This is a genomic window from Achromobacter sp. Marseille-Q4962 (assembly GCF_943737005.1).
Lineage (GTDB): Bacteria > Pseudomonadota > Gammaproteobacteria > Burkholderiales > Burkholderiaceae_B > Achromobacter.
Genome location: NZ_CALSFU010000032.1, coordinates 17972 through 37351, shown reverse-complemented (window position 1 = coordinate 37351; position 19380 = coordinate 17972). Strand labels below are relative to the sequence as shown.

Annotated in this window: 21 protein-coding genes and 1 tRNA gene; 17 read left to right on the top strand and 5 right to left on the bottom strand. The window is 66.9% G+C overall.

All coding sequences use genetic code 11. The features are described from left to right. Positions 1-529 precede the first annotated feature (529 nt). From thrS to ptsP, 6 genes are all read left to right on the top strand, one after another. Positions 530-2482 (top strand): threonine--tRNA ligase, encoded by a 1953-nt coding sequence (gene thrS / locus NGJ44_RS20670; protein ID WP_053244582.1) that lies wholly within the window; start codon positions 530-532, stop codon positions 2480-2482. 20 nt (positions 2483-2502) lie between these two features. Next, positions 2503-3051, top strand: coding sequence for a translation initiation factor IF-3 (infC, locus tag NGJ44_RS20665; RefSeq protein ID WP_082308293.1), 549 nt, complete (start codon positions 2503-2505; stop codon positions 3049-3051). 156 nt (positions 3052-3207) lie between these two features. Further along, positions 3208-4161, top strand: a complete 954-nt coding sequence (gshB, locus tag NGJ44_RS20660) for a glutathione synthase (protein ID WP_053244584.1) — start codon at positions 3208-3210, stop codon at positions 4159-4161. Between the two features lie 17 nt (positions 4162-4178). Continuing rightward, positions 4179-4580 (top strand): PTS sugar transporter subunit IIA, encoded by a 402-nt coding sequence (locus NGJ44_RS20655; protein WP_053244585.1) that lies wholly within the window; start codon positions 4179-4181, stop codon positions 4578-4580. A gap of 108 nt (positions 4581-4688) precedes the next feature. Continuing rightward, positions 4689-4958 carry an HPr family phosphocarrier protein gene (locus NGJ44_RS20650; protein ID WP_053244586.1) on the top strand — a complete coding sequence of 90 codons (270 nt, stop codon included), beginning with the start codon at positions 4689-4691 and terminating at the stop codon, positions 4956-4958. Beyond that, positions 4945-6771: a phosphoenolpyruvate--protein phosphotransferase gene (ptsP, locus tag NGJ44_RS20645; RefSeq protein ID WP_286012418.1), complete on the top strand. Its 1827-nt coding sequence runs from the start codon at positions 4945-4947 to the stop codon at positions 6769-6771. The genes NGJ44_RS20650 and ptsP overlap by 14 nt, the downstream gene beginning before the upstream one ends. 115 nt (positions 6772-6886) lie before the next feature. On the opposite strand, the gene amt is transcribed toward ptsP, so the two are convergent. After that, positions 6887-8125 carry an ammonium transporter gene (gene amt / locus NGJ44_RS20640; RefSeq protein ID WP_053244587.1) on the bottom strand — a complete coding sequence of 413 codons (1239 nt, stop codon included), beginning with the start codon at positions 8123-8125 and terminating at the stop codon, positions 6887-6889. Positions 8126-8155: 30 nt separating this feature from the next. After that, positions 8156-8494, bottom strand: a complete 339-nt coding sequence (locus NGJ44_RS20635; RefSeq protein WP_053244588.1) for a P-II family nitrogen regulator — start codon at positions 8492-8494, stop codon at positions 8156-8158. Between the two features lie 707 nt (positions 8495-9201). Between NGJ44_RS20635 and NGJ44_RS20630 the strand changes: the two genes are divergently transcribed. The 9 genes from NGJ44_RS20630 (at position 9202) to NGJ44_RS20590 (ending at position 16603) form a co-directional block, all read left to right on the top strand. After that, entirely contained in the window at positions 9202-9456 is a 255-nt protein-coding gene (locus tag NGJ44_RS20630) for an accessory factor UbiK family protein (protein WP_251865528.1), read from the top strand. A gap of 105 nt (positions 9457-9561) precedes the next feature. Further along, a complete protein-coding gene (locus NGJ44_RS20625) occupies positions 9562-11073 on the top strand; it encodes a YifB family Mg chelatase-like AAA ATPase (protein ID WP_251865526.1) in 1512 nt (503 codons plus the stop codon). A gap of 310 nt (positions 11074-11383) precedes the next feature. Then, positions 11384-11581 (top strand): 50S ribosomal protein L35, encoded by a 198-nt coding sequence (gene rpmI / locus NGJ44_RS20620; protein WP_012249552.1) that lies wholly within the window; start codon positions 11384-11386, stop codon positions 11579-11581. Positions 11582-11598: 17 nt separating this feature from the next. Next, positions 11599-11958: a 50S ribosomal protein L20 gene (gene rplT / locus NGJ44_RS20615; protein WP_251865525.1), complete on the top strand. Its 360-nt coding sequence runs from the start codon at positions 11599-11601 to the stop codon at positions 11956-11958. Positions 11959-12031: 73 nt separating this feature from the next. Continuing rightward, positions 12032-13054, top strand: a complete 1023-nt coding sequence (pheS, locus tag NGJ44_RS20610) for a phenylalanine--tRNA ligase subunit alpha (protein WP_053245031.1) — start codon at positions 12032-12034, stop codon at positions 13052-13054. 13 nt (positions 13055-13067) lie between these two features. Further along, a complete protein-coding gene (gene pheT / locus NGJ44_RS20605; protein WP_251865523.1) occupies positions 13068-15488 on the top strand; it encodes a phenylalanine--tRNA ligase subunit beta in 2421 nt (806 codons plus the stop codon). Between the two features lie 13 nt (positions 15489-15501). Next, positions 15502-15828, top strand: coding sequence for an integration host factor subunit alpha (locus tag NGJ44_RS20600; RefSeq protein WP_053245050.1), 327 nt, complete (start codon positions 15502-15504; stop codon positions 15826-15828). Positions 15829-15885: 57 nt separating this feature from the next. Beyond that, complete coding sequence (locus tag NGJ44_RS20595) at positions 15886-16326, top strand: MerR family transcriptional regulator (protein ID WP_251865521.1); 441 nt, start codon at positions 15886-15888, stop codon at positions 16324-16326. Positions 16327-16526: 200 nt separating this feature from the next. Next, positions 16527-16603 (top strand) — tRNA-Pro (locus NGJ44_RS20590). 343 nt (positions 16604-16946) lie between these two features. Here the strand turns inward: NGJ44_RS20590 and NGJ44_RS20585 are convergent. Beyond that, positions 16947-17201 (bottom strand): hypothetical protein, encoded by a 255-nt coding sequence (locus NGJ44_RS20585; protein ID WP_053245034.1) that lies wholly within the window; start codon positions 17199-17201, stop codon positions 16947-16949. Between the two features lie 308 nt (positions 17202-17509). Here NGJ44_RS20585 and NGJ44_RS20580 point away from each other — a divergent pair, with 308 nt between their 5' ends. Both NGJ44_RS20580 and NGJ44_RS20575 read left to right on the top strand, forming a co-directional pair. Next, complete coding sequence (locus NGJ44_RS20580) at positions 17510-17707, top strand: hypothetical protein (RefSeq protein WP_251865519.1); 198 nt, start codon at positions 17510-17512, stop codon at positions 17705-17707. Positions 17708-17858: 151 nt separating this feature from the next. Further along, positions 17859-18449, top strand: coding sequence for a BPSL1445 family SYLF domain-containing lipoprotein (locus tag NGJ44_RS20575; RefSeq protein WP_251865517.1), 591 nt, complete (start codon positions 17859-17861; stop codon positions 18447-18449). A gap of 121 nt (positions 18450-18570) precedes the next feature. Here NGJ44_RS20575 and NGJ44_RS20570 read toward each other — a convergent pair whose 3' ends face one another. Both NGJ44_RS20570 and NGJ44_RS20565 read right to left on the bottom strand, forming a co-directional pair. Further along, complete coding sequence (locus NGJ44_RS20570) at positions 18571-18804, bottom strand: hypothetical protein (protein WP_053245036.1); 234 nt, start codon at positions 18802-18804, stop codon at positions 18571-18573. Between the two features lie 82 nt (positions 18805-18886). Next, positions 18887-19357 carry an Lrp/AsnC family transcriptional regulator gene (locus NGJ44_RS20565; protein WP_053245037.1) on the bottom strand — a complete coding sequence of 157 codons (471 nt, stop codon included), beginning with the start codon at positions 19355-19357 and terminating at the stop codon, positions 18887-18889. Positions 19358-19380: the final 23 nt, after the last annotated feature.

Sequence of the window (19380 nt, the reverse complement as noted above, 5' to 3'; positions counted from 1 at the left end):
CGCTGATGCAGCTCTCATCGGTACTCCGCAATTCATGAAGAACACGCCCGCGGCCGACCCTGGCGAGCCGGCCGCGGGCGGCGACGATCAGTCCGAGACTTGGCGAGGGGAGATTACGTTTTCAAGGCCCGACGTGGCCGCGAAACGGCTCAATATCGGACCGATTCATTGCGGGCGGGGCGCCGTTTGGCGGGGAAGGGGAAGCCGGAGGGGGCAGACGGGCCGGGCGGATCGCCTGTGGCGCATTTGCCACGGATTGCGCGCAGTTGGTGCTACAATCGGTCATGTTATCGACCGTCCATTGCGCGGCAGGCGTCCGCCCACAGGTTCAAGGCATCATGTTTCTCCCGCTGGCACGAACTACGACCCGGAACTTTCGCCCCATGTCGCGTTAAGTTTTCGTGCGTCGGGTTTCACCGTGCCAGGTCGGCGGTAAGACTCAGCAAGTTTCCAGACGAACGCGGCTCAAGCCGCGTTTTTCGTTTTTGTTCGCGTATTTTCAGTTCCCAGAAACCCAGGAAGCATTCCGATGGTACAGATCACATTGCCCGATGGTTCGCAGCGCCAGTATCCCGGACCGGTCACGGTCGCCGAAGTGGCGCAGTCGATCGGCGCCGGGCTGGCCAAGGCCGCCCTGGGCGGCCGCGTCGCCTTCGAGGGCTCGGCCCCCAAGCTGGTCGACACGAGCTACCGCATCGAGGGCGACGCCAGCCTGGCCATCGTCACCGCCAAGGACGCCGACGGGCTCGACATGATCCGTCACTCCACCGCGCACCTGCTTGCCTACGCGGTCAAGGAACTGTTTCCCGACGCCCAGGTCACCATCGGCCCGGTCATCGACAACGGCTTCTACTACGACTTTTCGTACAAGCGTCCCTTCACGCCCGAGGACCTGGCCGCCATCGAGAAAAAGATGGCCGAGCTGGCGCGCAAAGACGAAGCCGTCACGCGCGAGGAGTGGTCGCGCGATGATGCGGTGGCGTTCTTCAAGAGCATCGGCGAAGACTATAAGGCCGAGATCATCGCCTCGATTCCGTCGAACGAAACGCTGAGCCTGTACCGCGAGGGCAATTTCGTCGACCTGTGCCGCGGCCCGCACGTGCCCTCCACGGGCAAGCTGAAAGTTTTCAAGCTGATGAAGGTGGCCGGCGCCTACTGGCGCGGCGACAGCAAGAACGAGATGCTCCAGCGCATCTACGGCACGGCCTGGGCCACCAGGGAAGAGCAGGACGCCTACCTGCACATGCTCGAGGAAGCCGAGCGGCGCGACCACCGCAAGATCGGCCGCGAACTCGATCTATTCCATTTCCAGGACGAGGCGCCGGGCCTCATTTTCTGGCACCCGAAGGGCTGGGCCCTGTGGCAGCAGGTCGAGCAGTACATGCGTGCCGTGTACCGCGACAACGGCTACCAGGAAGTGAAGGCGCCGCAGATCCTGGACATTTCCCTCTGGAAGAAGACGGGGCATTGGGACAACTACCGTGAAAACATGTTCACGACCGAGTCCGAGAACCGCGTCTATGGCCTGAAACCCATGAACTGCCCCGGCCACGTGCAGATCTTCAACGCCGGGCTGCATTCGTACCGCGAACTGCCCCTGCGCTACGGCGAATTCGGCCAGTGCCACCGCAACGAGCCCTCGGGCTCGCTGCACGGCATGATGCGGGTGCGCGGCTTCACGCAGGACGACGGCCACATTTTCTGTACCGAAGACCAGCTCCAGGACGAATGCGCCGATTTCACGGCGCTGCTGCAGAAGGTCTACCGCGACTTCGGCTTTACCGAAGTGCTGTACAAGGTGGCCACGCGTCCCGAAAAGCGCATCGGCTCGGACGAAGTCTGGGACAAGGCCGAAACGGCGCTCATGGAAAGCCTGCGCCGCACGGGCTGCGAATTCGAGATCTCGCCGGGCGAGGGGGCGTTCTATGGCCCCAAGATCGAATACACGCTCAAGGACGCCATCGGCCGGCACTGGCAGTGCGGCACGATCCAGGTCGATTTCTCCATGCCCGTGCGCCTGGGCGCCGAGTACGTCGACCAGAACGACCAGCGCCGCCATCCGGTGATGCTGCATCGCGCCATCCTGGGTTCGCTGGAGCGTTTCATCGGCATGCTGATCGAAAACCACGCCGGCGCCATGCCGCCCTGGCTGGCCCCGGTGCAGGCCGTGGTGTGCTGCATTTCCGAGCCTTCGGCCGATTATGCCGCCCAGATTGCGCAAAGCCTGAAAAAACAAGGCTTTAGGGTCGAGTCCGATTTGCGTGGCGAAAAAATCACCCGTAAAATCCGGGAGCACAGCCTGCAAAAGGTGCCATACATCCTCGTCGTGGGCGACAAGGAAAAGCAAAACGGCACCGTCGCCGTGCGCGGCCTGGGAGGACTGGATCTGGGGGCCATCCCGCTCGACGATTTCGTCGCGCGCCTGTCCGAAGACGTTTCCCTGCGCCGCGACGTGGCCCAACCCCAGGGCAGCGCTGCTTAACATTTCTAGGAGCTTTCAACATCGCCACTGAAAAAGCCAATCGCATCAACGGTGAAATCCGCGTCCCCGAGGTGCGTCTGATAGGTCTGGACGGGGAGCAGCTCGGCATCGTCAAGATCGCCGAGGCGTTTCGTCTATCCGAGCAACACGACGTGGATCTGGTGGAAATCGCGCCCAACGCCGAGCCGCCGGTCTGCCGTCTGATGGACTACGGCAAGTTCAAGTACCAGGAGCAGAAGCGCCAGGCCGAGGCCCGCGCCAAGCAGAAGGTCATCCAGGTCAAGGAAGTCAAGTTCCGTCCCGCCACCGACGAGGGCGACTACCAGGTCAAGCTGCGCAACCTGCGCCGCTTCCTGGAAGAGGGCGACAAGGCCAAGGTGACGCTGCGGTTCCGCGGCCGCGAAATGGCTCACCAGGAACTGGGCATGCGGGTGCTTGAGCGTGTGCGCGACGACCTGGTGGAACTGGCCCAGGTGGAAGCCATGCCGAAGCTCGAAGGCCGTCAAATGGTCATGGTGCTGGCGCCCAAGAAAAAGGCCGTCTCCGGCAAATCCGAGTCGGCCGCCTGACCGGTCCGCTGAACTCGACACGCCCGATCGGCCCGCCATCCCTGCCCGCCGTCCACTTCGTGGGCGGCGGGTTCGCTTATTGGGCGGCACTGCGCTACGATTGTCCCCTGGCTGCCTTCCCGTCTTGGGAAGGTGGCGCACGTTCAGGATGCCGCGATGCATGTTTTGTTCGTTCTGGATCCCTTGCCCCTCCTGAAGGCGTACAAGGATAGCTCCGTCGCCATGATGCGCGCCCTGGCGGCGCGCGGCCACACGCTCAGCGTCGCGATGCAGGGAGATCTCTACATCGACGAGGGCGTGGTCAAGGCCCTCGCCACGCCCATCGAGCTGGTTGCCGGCGCCGACCTGCATGGCCACGACTGGTGGCGCGAATCTCCGGCGCGCGATGCGGCACTGTCGTCTTTCGGCGCGGTGGTCATGCGCAAGGATCCGCCCTTCGACATGGAATACGTGTATTCCACCCACCTGCTCGAGTACGCGCAGGCCCAGGGCGCCAAGGTGTTCAACAGCGGGGCCGCCATCCGCAACCATCCCGAGAAGCTGGCCATCACGGAAATCAGCGAGTTCACCGCGCCCACGCTGGTGACCCGCAACATGGTCCGCCTCAAGGCCTTTCATGAGAAGCATCGCGACGTCATCGTGAAGCCCCTGGACGGCATGGGCGGCACGGGCGTGTTCCGGCTGCAGCCGCAAGACCCCAATCTCAACGCCATCCTGGAGACGCTTACCGACAACGGCGCGCGCACCATCATGGCGCAGCGCTACATTCCCGAGATCGTGCAGGGCGACAAGCGCATCCTGCTGATCGGCGGCGAACCCGTGCCCTATTGCCTGGCCCGCATTCCGCTGGCCGGCGAGACGCGCGGCAATCTGGCCGCCGGCGGTCGCGGCGTGGCGCGCGAGCTGTCGCCGCGCGATCGCCAGATCGCCGTGGCGGTTGCGCCGCGGCTGGCCGAGCGCGGCCTGTTGCTGGTGGGGCTGGACGTCATCGGCGATTACGTCACCGAAGTCAACGTCACCAGTCCCACCTGTTTCGTGGAAATCGCCGAGCAAACCGGCTTCGACGTGGCCGGCATGTTTGCCCAGGCGCTGGAACGGGCGGCGGCCTGAGCCGCCGCGATTCTGCCATGACCACCGGAATCGTCATCGTCGTGCACGCGCCCCTGGGCGCGGCCATGCGCGATTGCGCCAGCCACGTCATGGGCGACCTGGACGGCATGCTGGCCATCCACGACATCCAGCCCGAAGACAAGCCCGACGATCTCGCGCCCGCGGTGCTCAAGGACATACTCGACCAGGACCGCGGAGCTGGCGTGCTGGTGCTCACCGACCTCATCGGCGCCACGCCGGCCAACATCGCCAAGCGAGCCGTAGGCGATGCGCAGGCCCAGGGCGTGCAATGCTGCGTGCTCGCCGGACTCAACACGCCCATGCTGCTGCGGGCGCTCACCTATCGCAACCTCTCCCTGGCCGAAACCCGCGAAAAAGCGCTGGCCGGCGGGGTGCAGGGTTGCTTGCGTGTAGACTGACGGCTGCGGATTTGCCCTATCATGTCGGCGTGATCCTTGTCGCCGAAGGGCGGCGCGTGGTTTCGCTGTTTCCCCGCGGACGAGGCCGCGGCCATAAAAAGATTTCCTATGCCTAATAAAGACATTGTCATCAGCAATAAATTGGGCTTGCACGCGCGGGCGGCGGCAAAACTCACGCAGCTCGCCAGCAAGTTCAGCAGCGAGATCTTCATTTCGCGCGGCGCGCAGCGCGTAAACGCCAAGAGCATCATGGGTGTCATGATGCTGGCCGCGGGCCTGGGCGTCACGGTGAGAATCGAAGCCTCGGGAAGCGACGCCGACCAGGCGCTCGCTGAAATCGAAACCCTGTTTGACAGCAAATTCGGTGAGCAGGAATAGCAAATCCCCTGAAGCGGCCGGCCCGGCGGCAGCCTCTGCCCGGGCCGGCGCGCCTGCGACCCCCAACCGTCAAGGCGACGGGGCTGGCTCGGCCGGCCCCGTCGTTTGTCTTTATGGCAAGGGCGTCGCCAAAGGCTACGCCATCGGCCGCGCCGTGGTCATGGGCGCGGCGGCGCTGGAAGTCGCGCACTACCGCATTTCGCCGGAAGACGTGTCCGCCGAAAGCGAGCGCCTGACCCAGGCCCTCGCCTCGGCCCGGCAGGAGCTGCTGCAGCTGGCCGACACGCTGCCGGCCGACGCGCCGCGCGAATTGGGCGCCATGCTCAACGTCCACAGCCTGCTGCTGGGCGACCCGCTGCTGGCCGAGCAGACGCTGGCGCTCATCGCCGAACGCCACTACAACGCCGAATGGGCGCTGACCACGCAGGGCCAGATACTGGGCCAGCAGTTCGACGCCATGGAAGACGAGTACCTGCGCGAGCGCGGCGCAGACGTGCGCCAAGTGATCGAGCGCGTGCTGCACGTGCTGGCCGGCACCTCGGCCATTCTGCCCGACATGGGCAAGATCGACGGCGACGAGGCGCTGGTCGTGGTGGCGCACGACATCTCGCCGGCCGACATGCTGCGCCTGCGCGGCGGGCGTTTCGCCGCCTTTGTCACCGACCTGGGCGGGCCGACCTCGCACACCGCCATCGTGGCGCGCAGCATGGGCGTGCCCGCCGTGGTGGCCATGGGCAACGTGCGCGAACTGGTGCGCGACGGCGACATGCTCATCGTCGACGGCGCGTCGGGCACCGTGCTCGTCAATCCCTCGGACCGCATTCTGGCCGAATACCGGGGGCGGCAGGCCGCCTATGCCCACGAGCGCGCCGAGCTCAGCCTGCTGCGCGACGAGCCATCCATCACGCTGGACGGCATCCACGTGGCGCTGCACGCGAATATCGAGCTGCCCGAAGAGGCGCCGCTCGCGCTGGCCGCCGGCGCCGACGGCATCGGCCTGTTCCGCAGCGAGTTCCTTTTCATGGGGCGGCCCGACCTGCCGGGCGAGCAAGAGCAGTACGAGGCCTACGCTTCCGTCGTGAAGGTGATGGCGGGGCGTCCCGTTACCATCCGCACGCTGGATATCGGCTCGGACAAGACCCTGGACGGCGAGGCCACCGTGGCCACCAATCCGGCTCTCGGCCAGCGCGCCATACGGTATTGCCTGGCGCGCCCCGAGATGTTCGCCACGCAGTTGCGCGCCATTCTGCGGGCCTCGGCGCACGGGCCGGTGCGCCTGCTCATTCCCATGATCGCGCACATGCACGAAGTGGTGGCCGCGCGCGCCGCCCTCGAATCGGCGCGGCGCGAGCTCGACGCCCGGGGGCAGCCCTACGCGGCCCGCATGGACGTGGGCGCCATGGTGGAAGTGCCGGCTATCGCCATCGCCATCGAACCCTTCGCGCAGGCGCTGGATTTTCTTTCCATCGGCACCAACGACCTGATCCAGTACACGCTGGCCATCGACCGCGGCGACCACGACGTGGCGGGGCTGTACGATCCGCTGCACCCGGCGGTGCTGCGGCTGGTGGCCAACACCATCAACGCCGGCGAGCGGGCCGGCAAGCCCGTCGCGGTATGCGGCGAGATGGCGGGCGATGCGCGGATGACGCGGCTGCTGCTCGGGCTGGGCCTGACGGAGTTCTCCATGCACCCGCAGCAACTGCTCGACGTCAAGCGCGAAATCCGGCGCGCGCATTCCAACGCCCTGCGGGTGAAAGTGGCCGCGGCGCTGAACCGCGCGCTGCCCGTGGACCTCGACGAACTCGACTGACGGCGCGCAAGCGGCACGAAAGGCAAAACGCCCGCGGGAAGGCATTCCCGCGGGCGTTTTGCTTGGGGCCGGCGGCCTCCCGGCGCCTCAGGGGCCGGGAAGCGCGGGGGCCTGATCAGCTGTGGTAGGCCGATTCGCCGTGGCTGGTGACGTCCAGGCCCTCGCGTTCCTGGTCTTCGGGCACGCGCAGTCCGCACAGGGCGTTGGCGATCTTGTAGGCGATCCAGGCCACGATGGCCGACCACACGATGGTCAGCAGCACGCCTTCGAGCTGCACCCACACCTGGCCCAGGATCATGCCGGGCTCGGCCAGGCCCGGGCCGCCCAGGGCCTGGGCGTTGAACACGCCGGTCAGCAGGGCGCCTACGATGCCGCCCACGCCGTGCACGCCGAACACGTCCAGCGCATCGTCGGCGCGCAGCAGGCGCTTCAGGCCGTTCACGCCCCACACGCAGATGATGCCGGCGGCGATGCCGATGATGAGCGCGCCCGCCGGGCCCACCAGGCCGGCGGCCGGAGTGATGCCCACCAGGCCGGCCACGGCGCCCGAGGCCGCGCCCAGCATCGAGGGCTTGCCCTTGACGGCCCACTCGGTGAAGAGCCAGGCCAGCACGGCGCCCGCGGTGGCGATCATGGTGTTGAAGAAGGCCAGCGTGGCGCCTTCGTTGGCGGCCAGCGAGGAGCCGGCGTTGAAGCCGAACCAGCCCACCCACAGCAGCATGGCGCCGACGTAAGTCATGGGCAGGTTGTGCGGCTGCATGGCCTCGCGGCCGTAGCCCACGCGCTTGCCCACGACGTAGGCGCCCACCAGGCCGGCGATGCCCGCGTTGATGTGCACCACCGTGCCGCCGGCGAAGTCCAGCGCGCCGCGCGCATTGAGCAGGCCAGGCGCGGTTTCGGACGCGAACCAGACCATGTGCGCGATGGGCACGTAGGCGAAGGTGAACCAGATCGCGGTGAAGACCAGCACGGCGGAGAAGCGCGCGCGCTCGGCGAAGCTGCCCACGACCAGCGCGCAGGTGATGCCCGCGAACGTGGCCTGGAACGAGGCGAACAGCAACTCGGTCAGGCTGTTGGACATGGCGAACTTGCCGTCGGCCGGCGTGAAGATGCCGGAGAAGAAGACGCGCGACAGGCCGCCGAAGAAGGCGTTGCCTTCCGTGAAAGCCAGCGAATAGCCGTAGATGAACCAGAGCACCAGGGCCAGCGCGAACGTGCAGAGCACTTGCAGCAACACCGACAGCACATTCTTGCTGCGCACCAGGCCGCCATAGAACATCGCCAGGCCGGGTACGGCCATCATCAGTACAAGCAGGGTAGAGACGAGCAACCAGGAAATATCTGCTTTATCCATTTTTTCAGGCTCCAATGAGTCTTTATTTATTTACAGCGCTGCTTCGCCGGCCTCGCCTGTGCGGATGCGGATCACTTGTTCGAGCGGGGCGGTAAAAATCTTGCCGTCGCCAATCTTGCCGGTGCGCGCGGCCTGCTCGATGGCTTCGATGACCTGGTCGACCAGATGATCGGGCACCGCGGCTTCGACCCGCAGCTTGGGCAGGAAATCGACGGCATATTCGGCGCCGCGATACAGCTCGGTATGGCCCTTCTGGCGGCCGAATCCCTTGACCTCGGTAACGGTGAGTCCCTGCACACCGATCGCGGACAGGGCCACCCGCACTTCGTCGAGCTTGAAGGGCTTGATGATGGCGATGATGAGTTTCATGGCGTTTCCTCTCGTGGTTGCACGTTGGCTCCGTCATTCAAGCAATATCCGTGCCATGCGGCGGTTCCGCCGCCGTCCGGGGGGAACGCGCCGAAGTTGTGCCGGCAGCCGCTGGTCAGGCACTGCAATGGTGCCAAACCAGGCCGGTCGCATCGCTTCGGTGCAAAACGTGGTGAATTACGGTCTTGCAACCAAACGTACTGTTTTCTTGAGGAATTGTTGCGGTTTCTTGGGGCGTGGCCGCGCGTTTGCGCGGCCCGCGGGAAAGGCGGAGACGCGCCGCCGGCCGGCCCGGGCGGGCGGCAAACGCAGGCGGGCCGGGGCTCGCGCGGCGGCGGGGCCCGGCGCCGGCGCCGGCGGTCCGGGCCGCGGAAACGGCCCGGCGCGGGTCCGGCCTGATACGAGGGTTTACACGGACTCGCTTGTTGCGCGGCCCGGCGTGCAGAAGAATCGATCCAGTACGGTGTGTAAGGCGAGGGGGCTGTTTCCGGTTTCCGCGCCAGGCGCCGAGCCGTCCGGCATGGCCGGGCGCGGATTGTTGGTAGGGGGTTGCCACGCGGGCAGCCCGGTTTTCTCCTGTGCTTTGATGGGCGGTCACCGCAAGCGGTCCGCCCACTTTTTTTGCGCGGCGGCCGTGCCCGGCTCCCGCAGGCACTACACTTGCGTTATCGCGAGTTTCAGATAGCAGTAACGGCAGGGAGGCCGCCATGAACAACCGCACCCAATGGATGGAAGATCTTCAGAAGAACATTTCCGATCTCATCGCGCGCAGTCCGGCCGCCGATGTCGAGCGCAATGTCCGCGCCATGATGACGCAGGCGTTCGCGCGGCTCGACCTCGTCACGCGCGAGGAGTTCGACGTGCAGGCCGACCTGCTCGCGCGCACCCGCGCCCGGGTCGACCAGCTGGCCGCGCAGGTCCAGCAACTGGAAGAGCGTCTGGCGGCCCTGGACGCCAAATAACGCGCCGCGGCCCCGCGCAAGGGGCTGACGCAAATGTCACGGGCCGCCCGAACGCGGCCCGTTTCTTGTGCATACTCGCCGCAGGACATCTGCGGAGACTCTAGATTGACCCTGGCCGTACTCGCCAGCCGCGCCCTGTGCGGACTGAATGCGCTCGCCGTGCGCGTGGAGACCCATCTGGGACCGGGCCTGCCCAGCTTCAACATCGTGGGCCTGGCCGACACCGAGGTGCGCGAAAGCCGGGAACGGGTCCGAGCCGCGCTCATCAACAGCGGCTTCGAGTTTCCGCCCGGACGCATTACCGTCAACCTGTCCCCGGCCGACCTGCCCAAGGAGTCGGGCCGCTTCGACCTGCCCATGGCCGTGGGCCTGCTGCTGGCCTCCGGCCAACTCGCCGAGGCTGCGGCGAGCGACGGCCCCGCCCCATGGGCCGACCTGGTGCTGGCGGGCGAGCTGTCCCTGACCGGCGCCCTGGTTCCCGTGGCCGCGCCCCTCGCCATTGCGCTGGGCGTGGCCGGCGATCTGCCGGGCGGCACGCTGATCCTGCCCGCCGGCAGCGCCGAGCATGCGGCCTGGGTGCCCGGCCTGCGCGTGCTGTCGGCCAGGACGCTGGCCGACGTGGCGGCCCACCTGGCCGGCGCGCGCGGTCTGCCCGACGCGGTGCCGCGTCCCTGGCCGGCCGGGGAGCCGGTTCCCTGCCTGTCCGACGTGCGCGGGCAGCCGGCGGCGCGGCGGGCGCTGGAAATCGCGGCGGCGGGCGCGCACAGCCTGCTCATGGTGGGGCCGCCGGGCGCGGGCAAGAGCATGCTTGCGCAACGCCTGCCCGGGCTGCTGCCGCCGCTGTCGCGCATGCAGGCGCTGGAAACGGCCGCCGTGGCGGGGCTGGCTGGCCTGGCCGATGCGCCGGCCGCCGCGCCGCCGTTCCGCGCGCCCCATCATTGCGCCTCGGCGGCGGCGCTGGTGGGCGGAGGCAGCCGCCCGCGGCCGGGCGAGATCAGCCTGGCGCACAACGGCGTGCTGTTCCTCGACGAGCTTCCCGAATTCAGCCGGGCCAGCCTGGAGGCCCTGCGCGAGCCGCTGGAAGCGGGCAGGGTGGTGATTTCGCGATCGCTGGCGCGCGCGGTTTTCCCGGCCCGGTTCCAGCTGGTGGCGGCCATGAATCCCTGTCCCTGCGGCTGGCGCGGGCACCCCGCGAGATCGTGCGCCTGCACGCCCGACCAGGCCGCCCGCTATGCCTCGCGCGTCTCGGGGCCGCTGCTGGACCGCATCGATCTGCACATTGCCCTGCCGCCCACCGACCTCGCGGCGCTGGACGCCGCGCCCGGCGAAACGTCGGACGCGGTCCGCGCGCGGGTCGCGGCGTGCCGCCTGCGGCAAATGGCGCGCCAGGGCGTGCCCAATGCGCGCCTGGAAGGCCCGGCGCTGGAGCGGCATTGCCCGCTGGAAGGCGCCGCGCGCGACCTGCTCCTGCAGGCCATGCGGCGGCTGGGCGGCTCGGCCCGGGCAATGCACCGGGCGCTGCGGGTGGCGCGCACCATCGCCGATCTGGAGGAGGCGGAGCGCCTGTCCGCGCGCCATGTGGCCCAGGCCGTGCAGTACCGCCGCCCGGGCGATTGAACCCGCGCGGGGCCCCGCTCGACAAAATCAGGGAAATCACCATATAATCAAAGGCTTTCCCGGATCCGGCAGGCTTACTGACGGGGAGGGGAAACGCTGCGGACGGAGCCATGCCCGGAAGCAGCACTGAAAGCAGTAACGCAAGAGCAGTACCCCAGCAAGAGCAGTACCCCAAAGCAGTACCACAGAAGTGGCAACAGGTCACGAAAGTCCTGGCGCAGCCATCAGAGTCTGCCGGAATCCCGGGCGGGCCGCTGCGGCGGGCACCTCGCGCCATGTCAAATCAACAATGAGTTTTTAGGGAATCATCATGCCCAAGATGAAAACCAAGAAAAGCGCCTCCAAGCGCTTTCAGGTTCGCGGCAGCGGATCCATCAAGCGTGGTCAGGCGTTCAAGCGTCACATCCTGACCAAGAAGACCACGAAGAACAAGCGCCAGCTGCGCGGTTCGGCTGCGGTCCATGAAACCAACGTGGCCTCCGTCAAGGCCATGATGCCTTTCGCTTGATCTAAGGGAGATCTACTATGCCTCGCGTCAAACGCGGCGTTACCGCCCGCGCCCGCCACAAGAAAGTCATCGCCGCCGCCAAGGGTTACCGCGGCCGCCGCGGCAATGTGTTCCGCGTCGCCAAGCAGGCGGTCATGCGCGCCGGCCAATACGCCTACCGCGACCGCCGCAACAAGAAGCGCACCTTCCGCGCCCTGTGGATCACCCGCATCAACGCCGCCGTGCGCGAGCATGGCGTCAGCTACAGCGTGTTCATCGCCGGCCTGAAGAAGGCCGCGATCGAGCTGGATCGCAAGGTGCTGGCCGATCTGGCCGTGCGCGACAAGGCGGGCTTCGCCGCCATCGTGCAGCAAGCCAAGGCGGCCTTGGCTGCCTGATCGCGTTCTTTCATCGCGCATCGCTGCAAACGGGGCTGTAAAGGCCCCGTTTGCGTTTTGAAGGCTGGATTTCATGACTCTATCGGTTGACGACCTGGTTTCCCAGGCTCAAGAACGGTTCGCCGCGGCCACGGACGCCGCCTCGCTCGAAAACGCCAAGGCCCGCTTCCTGGGCAAGGAAGGGGCGCTCACGGTGCTGCTCAAGGGGCTGGGCAAGCTCGACCCCGAGCAGAAGCGCGAGATGGGCGGCCGTATCAATCAGGCCAAGCAGAAGGTCGAAGAGCTGCTCAACGCGCGCCGCGCCGAGCTGGCGCAGGCCGAGCTCGACGCCCGGCTGGCTTCCGAAACCATCGACGTCACGCTGCCGGGACGCGGCCGCGCGCCGGGCGGCATCCATCCGGTGATCCGCACCTGGGAGCGCGTGGAAGAGATTTTCCGCTCCATCGGTTTCGACGTGGCCGACGGCCCCGAGATCGAGAACGACTGGACCAACTTCACCGCGCTGAACAATCCGCTGGACCACCCGGCGCGCTCCATGCAGGACACCTTCTACGTCGACATGAAAGACGCCGAAGGGCTGCCGCTGCTGCTGCGCACCCACACCAGCCCCATGCAGGTGCGCTACGCGCGCATGCACAAGCCGCCCATCAAGGTCATCGCGCCGGGGCGCACCTACCGCGTCGACAGCGACGCCACGCACTCGCCCATGTTCCACCAGGTGGAAGGGCTCTGGATCGCGGAGGACATTTCCTTCGCCGACCTGAAGGGCGTGTATACCGATTTCCTGCGTTGCTTCTTCGAGAGCGACGATCTCGTCGTGCGTTTCCGCCCGTCGTTCTTCCCCTTCACCGAACCCTCGGCCGAAATCGACATGATGTTCACCTCGGGACCCAACCGCGGCCGCTGGCTGGAGATTTCCGGCTCGGGGCAGGTGCATCCCCAGGTGGTGCGCAATTTCGGCCTCGACCCCGAGCGCTATATCGGGTTCGCCTTCGGCTCCGGGCTGGAACGCCTGACGATGCTGCGCTACGGCGTGAACGACCTGCGCCAGTTCTACGAAGGCGATTTGCGCTTCCTGCGCCAGTTCAACGAATAATTCAGGGCAGATCATGCAATTTCCCGAATCCTGGCTGCGTACGCTGGTCAATCCCCCGATCGCAACCGACGAACTCGCGCACCGGCTCACCATGGCCGGCCTGGAGGTCGAAGAAACCGTGCCGGCCGCGCCCCCGTTCTCGGGCGTGGTGGTGGCGCGCATTGCGGAAATCGCGCCGCATCCGAATGCGGACAAGCTGCGCGTGTGCCAGGTCGACGACGGTTCCGGCGCGCTGCTGCAGATCGTCTGCGGCGCGCCCAACGCGGCCGCGGGCCTGACCGTGCCGCTGGCGCGCGTGGGCGCCGAACTGCCCGGCGGCATGAAGATCGGCGTCGCGAAGATGCGCGGCGTGGAATCCTCGGGCATGCTGTGCTCGGCGCGCGAACTCGGCCTGTCGCAGGACCATGCCGGCCTGCTGGAACTGCCGGCCGGCCTGACGCCCGGCCAGTCCCTGCGCGAGGCGCTCGACCTGGACGACACGCTGTTCACGCTGAAGCTCACGCCCAACCGTGCCGATTGCCTGTCGATACTCGGCGTGGCCCGCGAGGTTGCCGCCCTGACCGGCGCGCCGCTGTCGGTGCCGACCGCGGCGGCCGTGCCCGTCACGCTGGACGAGCGCCTGCCCGTGAAGGTCGAGGCGCCCGACCTGTGCGGCCGCTTCGGCGGCCGGGTGATCCGCGGCGTGAATGCCCGCGCCGCCACGCCCGCCTGGATGAAGACCCGGCTCGAGCGCGCCGGCCAGCGTTCCGTGTCGGCCCTGGTGGACATCTCCAACTACGTGATGCTGGAGCTGGGGCGTCCCTCGCACGTGTTCGACCTCGACAAGATCCAGGGCGGCATCACCGTGCGCTGGGCGCGCGAGGGCGAAACCCTGGAGCTGCTCAATGGCCAGACCGTGACGCTCGATCCCAAGGTCGGCGTGGTGGCCTGCGGCGACCAGGTCGAGAGCCTGGCCGGCATCATGGGCGGCGAAGCCACGGCCGTCACGCTCGATACCACCAACATCTACCTGGAAGCCGCGTTCTGGTGGCCGCAGGCCCTGGCCGGCCGCGCGCGCCGCTACAAGTTCAGCTCCGAGGCCAGCCATCGCGGCGAGCGGGGCGTGGACTATGCCACCATCCCCGAGCACATCGAGTTCATCACGCGCCTGATTGTCGACATCTGCGGCGGCCAGGCCGGCCCGCTCGATGACCAGATCGTCAACCTGCCGAGGCGCGAGCCCGTGCGCATGCGGCTGGCGCGCTGCCACCGCGTGCTGGGCGTGCCGGTCGCGCAGACGGAGGTGGGCCGGATTTTCGCCAGCCTGGGCCTGGACTACCGCATCGAAGGCGAGGACTTCGTCGTCATTCCGCCCTCGTACCGCTTCGACATTGAAATCGAGGAAGACCTGATCGAGGAAGTCGCGCGCATCTATGGCTTCGAGCGCATCCCCGACGTGCCGCCCATGGCGCGCGCCAAGATGTACTCGCAGCCCGAGGTGCGCCGCGGCAACCACGCGCTGCGCCGCCTGGCGGCCGCGCAGGACTACCAGGAAGTGGTGAACTACAGCTTCGTGGAGGCCGACTGGGAGCGCGACTACGCAGGCAACGTCAATCCCGTGCGTCTGGTGAACCCCATCGCCAGCCACCTCTCGGTCATGCGGTCCAGCCTCATCGGCGGCCTGGTGGCCAACATTCGCCACAACGCCAATCGCAAGCAGTCGCGCGTGCGCCTGTTCGAGCTTGGCCGCGTGTTCTTGCGCGACGATGCCGCGCAGGACGGTCCGCTCGAAGTGGCCGGCGTGCGCCAGCCCCTGAAGCTGGCCGGCGCGGCCTGGGGCCCGGCCGTCGAGGAGCAGTGGGGCGCGCCGGCGCGCCTGGTCGATTTCTATGATGCGAAGATGGATGTGCAGGCGCTGTTCGGCGCGCGCGGCCCCCGGCTGCGTTTCGAGGCCGCCCAGCATCCGGCCCTGCATCCGGGCCGCAGCGCGCGCATCGAGCTTGACGGCCGCACGGTGGGCTGGATCGGCGAACTGCATCCGCGCTGGGCGCAGCAGGCCGACCTGCAGCACGCGCCCGTGGTGTTCGAGCTGGACGTGGACGCTCTGGCGGCCGGAGAACTGCCCCAGGTGCGCGAGCTTTCGCGCCAGCCCGTGGTCGTGCGCGACCTGGCCCTGTGGGTGGACGCCGGCGTTACCGCGCAATCCATGCTGGATACCGTCGCGGCGGCCGTCAAGGCGGACCCGCAACTGTCGGTGGTGCAGGACGCGCGGCTCTTCGACGTGTGGCGCGAAAAGAGCCAGGATGGCGCGGCGCCCGCGGCCGAGAAAAGCCTTGCCTTCCGCTTCTGGCTACAGGACACTGAAGTCACGCTGGACGAGGCCCGGGTGGCCGATTGCCTTGCCCGCATCAAGGATGCCCTGGTGCACGCCCACGGCGCCCGCCAGCGCGCCTGAACAGGGGGAAATCATGCTTGCCGAGCCACGCACTCTGACCAAGGCCGAACTGGCCGAGCTGCTCTTCGAGCGGGTCGGCCTGAACAAGCGCGAAGCGAAGGACATCGTGGACACCTTCTTTGAAGAGATCCGCGACGCCCTGGCCCGCGGCGAATCCGTCAAGCTGTCGGGATTCGGCAATTTCCAGGTGCGCGACAAACCGCCGCGCCCCGGACGCAATCCCAAGACCGGCGAAACCATTCCCATCGCCGCCCGTCGCGTCGTCACTTTCCATGCCAGCCAGAAGCTGAAGAGCGTCGTGGAGCAGGCGGTCCCGCCCGAGCCGGAAACGGCGGAGTGATACGCTTTGTCGGTAATTGTTATCGGCGCACGTCGCATCGCGGCATAAAATTCTCTTATGACACGTTCCGAATCCACCGTTACCTTACCGCCCATTCCCGCCAAGCGTTATTTCACGATTGGCGAGGTGAGTGAGCTGTGCGGCGTCAAGCCGCACGTCCTGCGCTACTGGGAGCAGGAGTTCACGCAGCTCAAGCCTGTCAAGCGCCGCGGCAACCGGCGTTATTACCAGCACCACGAGGTGCTGCTCATCCGCCGCATCCGCTCGCTGCTGTACGAGCAAGGTTTCACCATCAGCGGCGCGCGCAACCGCCTGGGCGATACGCGCGACATGCCGCATGACCAGGACGCGGCGGTGCGCCTGTCCGGCGCGGAACTGCAATCGCTGCGCACCGAGCTGGGCAATGTGTCGGCGCTGCTGGCCGAGGCGCTGAGCGGACATGCCGGCGCGAATCCCGCGGCGGCTCCGAACCCGCCGCAGGCCGCGCAGGCGCACTGACGCGCGAGAACCATGGCCGTCCGATGGCGGCCACGCGCGCCGGCCGGACGATTCGTCGCTCCGGACGGCGCGCCGTTTTTTTTGCGGGTGCGGTTCCGGGCAATCGCGCGGGACCGGCAATGGAAATTTTTTGGGGGCGAGCGAATTTTTTGCGCGAAGGCGTGCAAACAAAATTTAGTTCTGCTATACTCTTTTTCTTTCGGGGCGTAGCGCAGCCTGGTAGCGCACTTGCATGGGGTGCAAGGGGTCGCGAGTTCGAATCCCGCCGTCCCGACCATTGTTCTAAAGGCCGTCAGTGAGAAATCACTGACGGCCTTTGTCATTTTCAACGGTTTTTTTGCGGGCAGGGGGGCAAGGGACGAGGGGCGAGGGGCGAGGGACGAGACTCGGCGCAAAAAAAATGCGAGCAATTAATCATTAAGTGATTGCGCCAAGACCGGTTATTGCTGATGGCGCTCAAGGGTTTATCGCGGCGGGGCGGGCGATTATCTTTTCCGCGCGGCGACGGGGTAGAAGATTGCAGTTTCGAGGCTCCGCTTTCATCTCCCGTATTGGCGTCCCGTCGTCGATGCCGTCTTCACGGCGCTTATTGCGGCCGGGCGTTTGTCGCCACCACTTCGCTATGACCAATCCGGCGGCCGCCGGATGGGCCGTTCATGTGCGACCGCCACGCCGACGCGCCCGTCGGGCAGGCGATAACGCGTTGCGCCCAGCCATTCCACCGTTTCGCCGGTCGGCAGGCTGCATCGGTACAGGCTGCGCGGCGGCGATTGCACGTCGGTCGGGCGCAGGCGCAGCAGGCGGCGCTCCACGCGCACCGTGGACGCCCCGGACACTTCGAGAATGACGTCGGACAAGCGTGAGCCGAATGCCATGATGGATTTCCTCCACAGGATGCGTCAGCCGGCCCCGCGGCCGGGCTTCGGGTTTTCCCTCTTGGTTTCTATGGTAGGCCGGCGCCGGAGGATGGGTATCGTGCAAAAGGATGAGGGGCCGGGCGCCCGGGCGCGCAAGATGCAAAGCTACTAGATGAACTAGTGATTCGTAACCTCTTGAAAACAAAGCCTTTCAAGGAAAGAATCTTGCGTCATGTCGCAGGCGTGGGGCCTGGTCCGGATAGGGGGCGAAGATGGCGGCTGGGCCGCGTCGTTATATCGATGGGTTCATGGTGCGGGGCGAGGCGGTGATGTTGGACAAGGGCGTGCTGGCGATCGAGATTGTCGTGTCGCGGGAGGATGGAGGGCTGGAGGCCCGCTGGTCCCTGCCCCGTTTCGTGACCTTTCCGGATATGGCCTCGGCGCTGCGCCATGCCGAACTCGTGCTGGCTGGTATCCTGTCCATCGACCCGGCGACCGGCGAGCCGCGCTATGGCATTCTCTGAAGCGGCATCCGGGGCCAGCCGGTTCGTCTCCGCAGGGGGAGATTCCGCCATGCGGCGTTGATGTTTTGTTTCGTTTATCACAATCCCGGGCTTGCCGCCGCGCGCCATGCGATTAGAGTGGTTGAGGATGTACAACAACAAGGAGCGTTCCATGTTCGACACATTTCCTGCTTTTCGTCGTGCCAGTATCGCTGTCGCCCTGGGCGCGGCCAGCGTGCTCTTCGTCGGCTGCACCGCTACGCCGCCCAAGACCAGCGCGACGGCAACGGAACAGCGCCAGTCGCTCAACAGCGCGGCCAACGCGACGCTGACCCGGTTGTACGAGGCTTCGCCGCAGTCCAAGGAACTGGTGGCGCGCGCCAAGGGCGTGCTGGTGTTTCCCGACGTGCTGAGCGGCAGCTTCATCGTCGGCGCCGAGCACGGCAAGGGCGTGCTGCGCGTGGGCGGCGCTCCCGCGGGCTACTACAGCACGACGGCGGGCTCGATCGGCTTCCAGGCCGGCGCGCAGTCCAAGGCAATGGTGCTGCTTTTCATGACGGATGACGCGCTGAACAAGTTCCGCAACAGCGACGGGTGGACCGTGGGCGCGGACGCGACGGTGGCCGTGGCCAACATCGGCGCCAACGGCCGTATCGACACCAACACCGCCCAGCAGCCCATCGTGGGCTTCGTGATGAACAATGGCGGCCTGATGGCCGGCGTTTCGCTGGCGGGCACCAAGATTTCCAAGCTGGATCTCTGAGCGCGGCAAGGCGGGCGTTTCGCGCCCGCCTCTGCGCGAACAAACGGGCCGGCGCGGCGGGACTGCCGCGCCGGCCCGTTTGCCGTTTGTGCGGGGGGCGCCGCCCGCGATCCGGCGCGCTTCAGCCGAGCAGCGAATCGCCGCCGGCGCGCAGGGCGTTGGCCCGTTCGATTTCCGCGGCCTCGATCTTGGGATCCAGGCCCCGCCAGCGCACGATGTGGCCGCGTTCTTCTTCGGGCTCCCAGCCCAGCATGCCATAGCGGGTGATTTCGACCTCGCCGGTGGAGAATTCGACTTCGAAATAGCCCTGGCGTTCGGGCAGCGAGCTTCCCGGGAACCATTCGGTTTCTGGCATGGCGGTCTCCTTTGCGATGCTGGGGCCGTCCGCGCGGCGGCCGTGGCTTCATTGTGGTCCGCCTGCTGCGGGGCCGCAAGCGTCAGGGCAGGGGCACCGCGGTGGTGTAGAGCACCTGCTTGAGCGCGAAGCTCGAGCGTATGCTGGCCACGCCGGGAATGCGCGTGATGTGCTGCACGATCAGCCGCTCCAGCGCGTCCACGTCGGGCACCAGCGCGCGCACCAGGTAGTCGGCGTCGCCCGACATGAGATAGCACTCCATGATTTCGGGCAGCACGGCGATTTCGCGTTCGAACGTGTCCAGTGTCGATTTGCGCTGCTTGTCCAGCGAGATCTGAATGAAGACGTTCACCTTGAGCCCGAGCTTGCGCGCATTGAGCAGCGTGACGCGCCGGTCGATCAGGCCCTCGGATTCGAGGCGGCGGACCCGCGCCAGGCAGGGGGAGGGCGAGAGATTCACGCGGGAGGCGAGTTCGACGTTGGTGAGGCGTGCGTCGCGCTGGAGCTCGTTGAGGATGCGGATGTCCGTGGCGTCGAGATCGATGTCCAGCATGAATCACCTGTAAGGGGCGGGTT

What these genes read in the sequence shown, in the direction of transcription:
- NGJ44_RS20585 (WP_053245034.1), bottom strand. Translation starts at nt 17,201, where the DNA reads ATGGCATTCGGCTCACGCTTGTCCGACGTCATTCTCGAAGTGTCCGGG.
- NGJ44_RS20565 (WP_053245037.1), bottom strand. Translation starts at nt 19,357, where the DNA reads ATGCTGGACATCGATCTCGACGCCACGGACATCCGCATCCTCAACGAG.
- NGJ44_RS20650 (WP_053244586.1), top strand. Translation starts at nt 4,689, where the DNA reads ATGCCTAATAAAGACATTGTCATCAGCAATAAATTGGGCTTGCACGCG.
- NGJ44_RS20655 (WP_053244585.1), top strand. Translation starts at nt 4,179, where the DNA reads ATGACCACCGGAATCGTCATCGTCGTGCACGCGCCCCTGGGCGCGGCC.
- rpmI (WP_012249552.1), top strand. Translation starts at nt 11,384, where the DNA reads ATGCCCAAGATGAAAACCAAGAAAAGCGCCTCCAAGCGCTTTCAGGTT.
- NGJ44_RS20630 (WP_251865528.1), top strand. Translation starts at nt 9,202, where the DNA reads ATGAACAACCGCACCCAATGGATGGAAGATCTTCAGAAGAACATTTCC.
- NGJ44_RS20575 (WP_251865517.1), top strand. Translation starts at nt 17,859, where the DNA reads ATGTTCGACACATTTCCTGCTTTTCGTCGTGCCAGTATCGCTGTCGCC.
- thrS (WP_053244582.1), top strand. Translation starts at nt 530, where the DNA reads ATGGTACAGATCACATTGCCCGATGGTTCGCAGCGCCAGTATCCCGGA.
- NGJ44_RS20635 (WP_053244588.1), bottom strand. Translation starts at nt 8,494, where the DNA reads ATGAAACTCATCATCGCCATCATCAAGCCCTTCAAGCTCGACGAAGTG.
- NGJ44_RS20595 (WP_251865521.1), top strand. Translation starts at nt 15,886, where the DNA reads ATGACACGTTCCGAATCCACCGTTACCTTACCGCCCATTCCCGCCAAG.
- pheS (WP_053245031.1), top strand. Translation starts at nt 12,032, where the DNA reads ATGACTCTATCGGTTGACGACCTGGTTTCCCAGGCTCAAGAACGGTTC.
- NGJ44_RS20570 (WP_053245036.1), bottom strand. Translation starts at nt 18,804, where the DNA reads ATGCCAGAAACCGAATGGTTCCCGGGAAGCTCGCTGCCCGAACGCCAG.
- pheT (WP_251865523.1), top strand. Translation starts at nt 13,068, where the DNA reads ATGCAATTTCCCGAATCCTGGCTGCGTACGCTGGTCAATCCCCCGATC.
- gshB (WP_053244584.1), top strand. Translation starts at nt 3,208, where the DNA reads ATGCATGTTTTGTTCGTTCTGGATCCCTTGCCCCTCCTGAAGGCGTAC.
- amt (WP_053244587.1), bottom strand. Translation starts at nt 8,125, where the DNA reads ATGGATAAAGCAGATATTTCCTGGTTGCTCGTCTCTACCCTGCTTGTA.
- rplT (WP_251865525.1), top strand. Translation starts at nt 11,599, where the DNA reads ATGCCTCGCGTCAAACGCGGCGTTACCGCCCGCGCCCGCCACAAGAAA.
- NGJ44_RS20600 (WP_053245050.1), top strand. Translation starts at nt 15,502, where the DNA reads ATGCTTGCCGAGCCACGCACTCTGACCAAGGCCGAACTGGCCGAGCTG.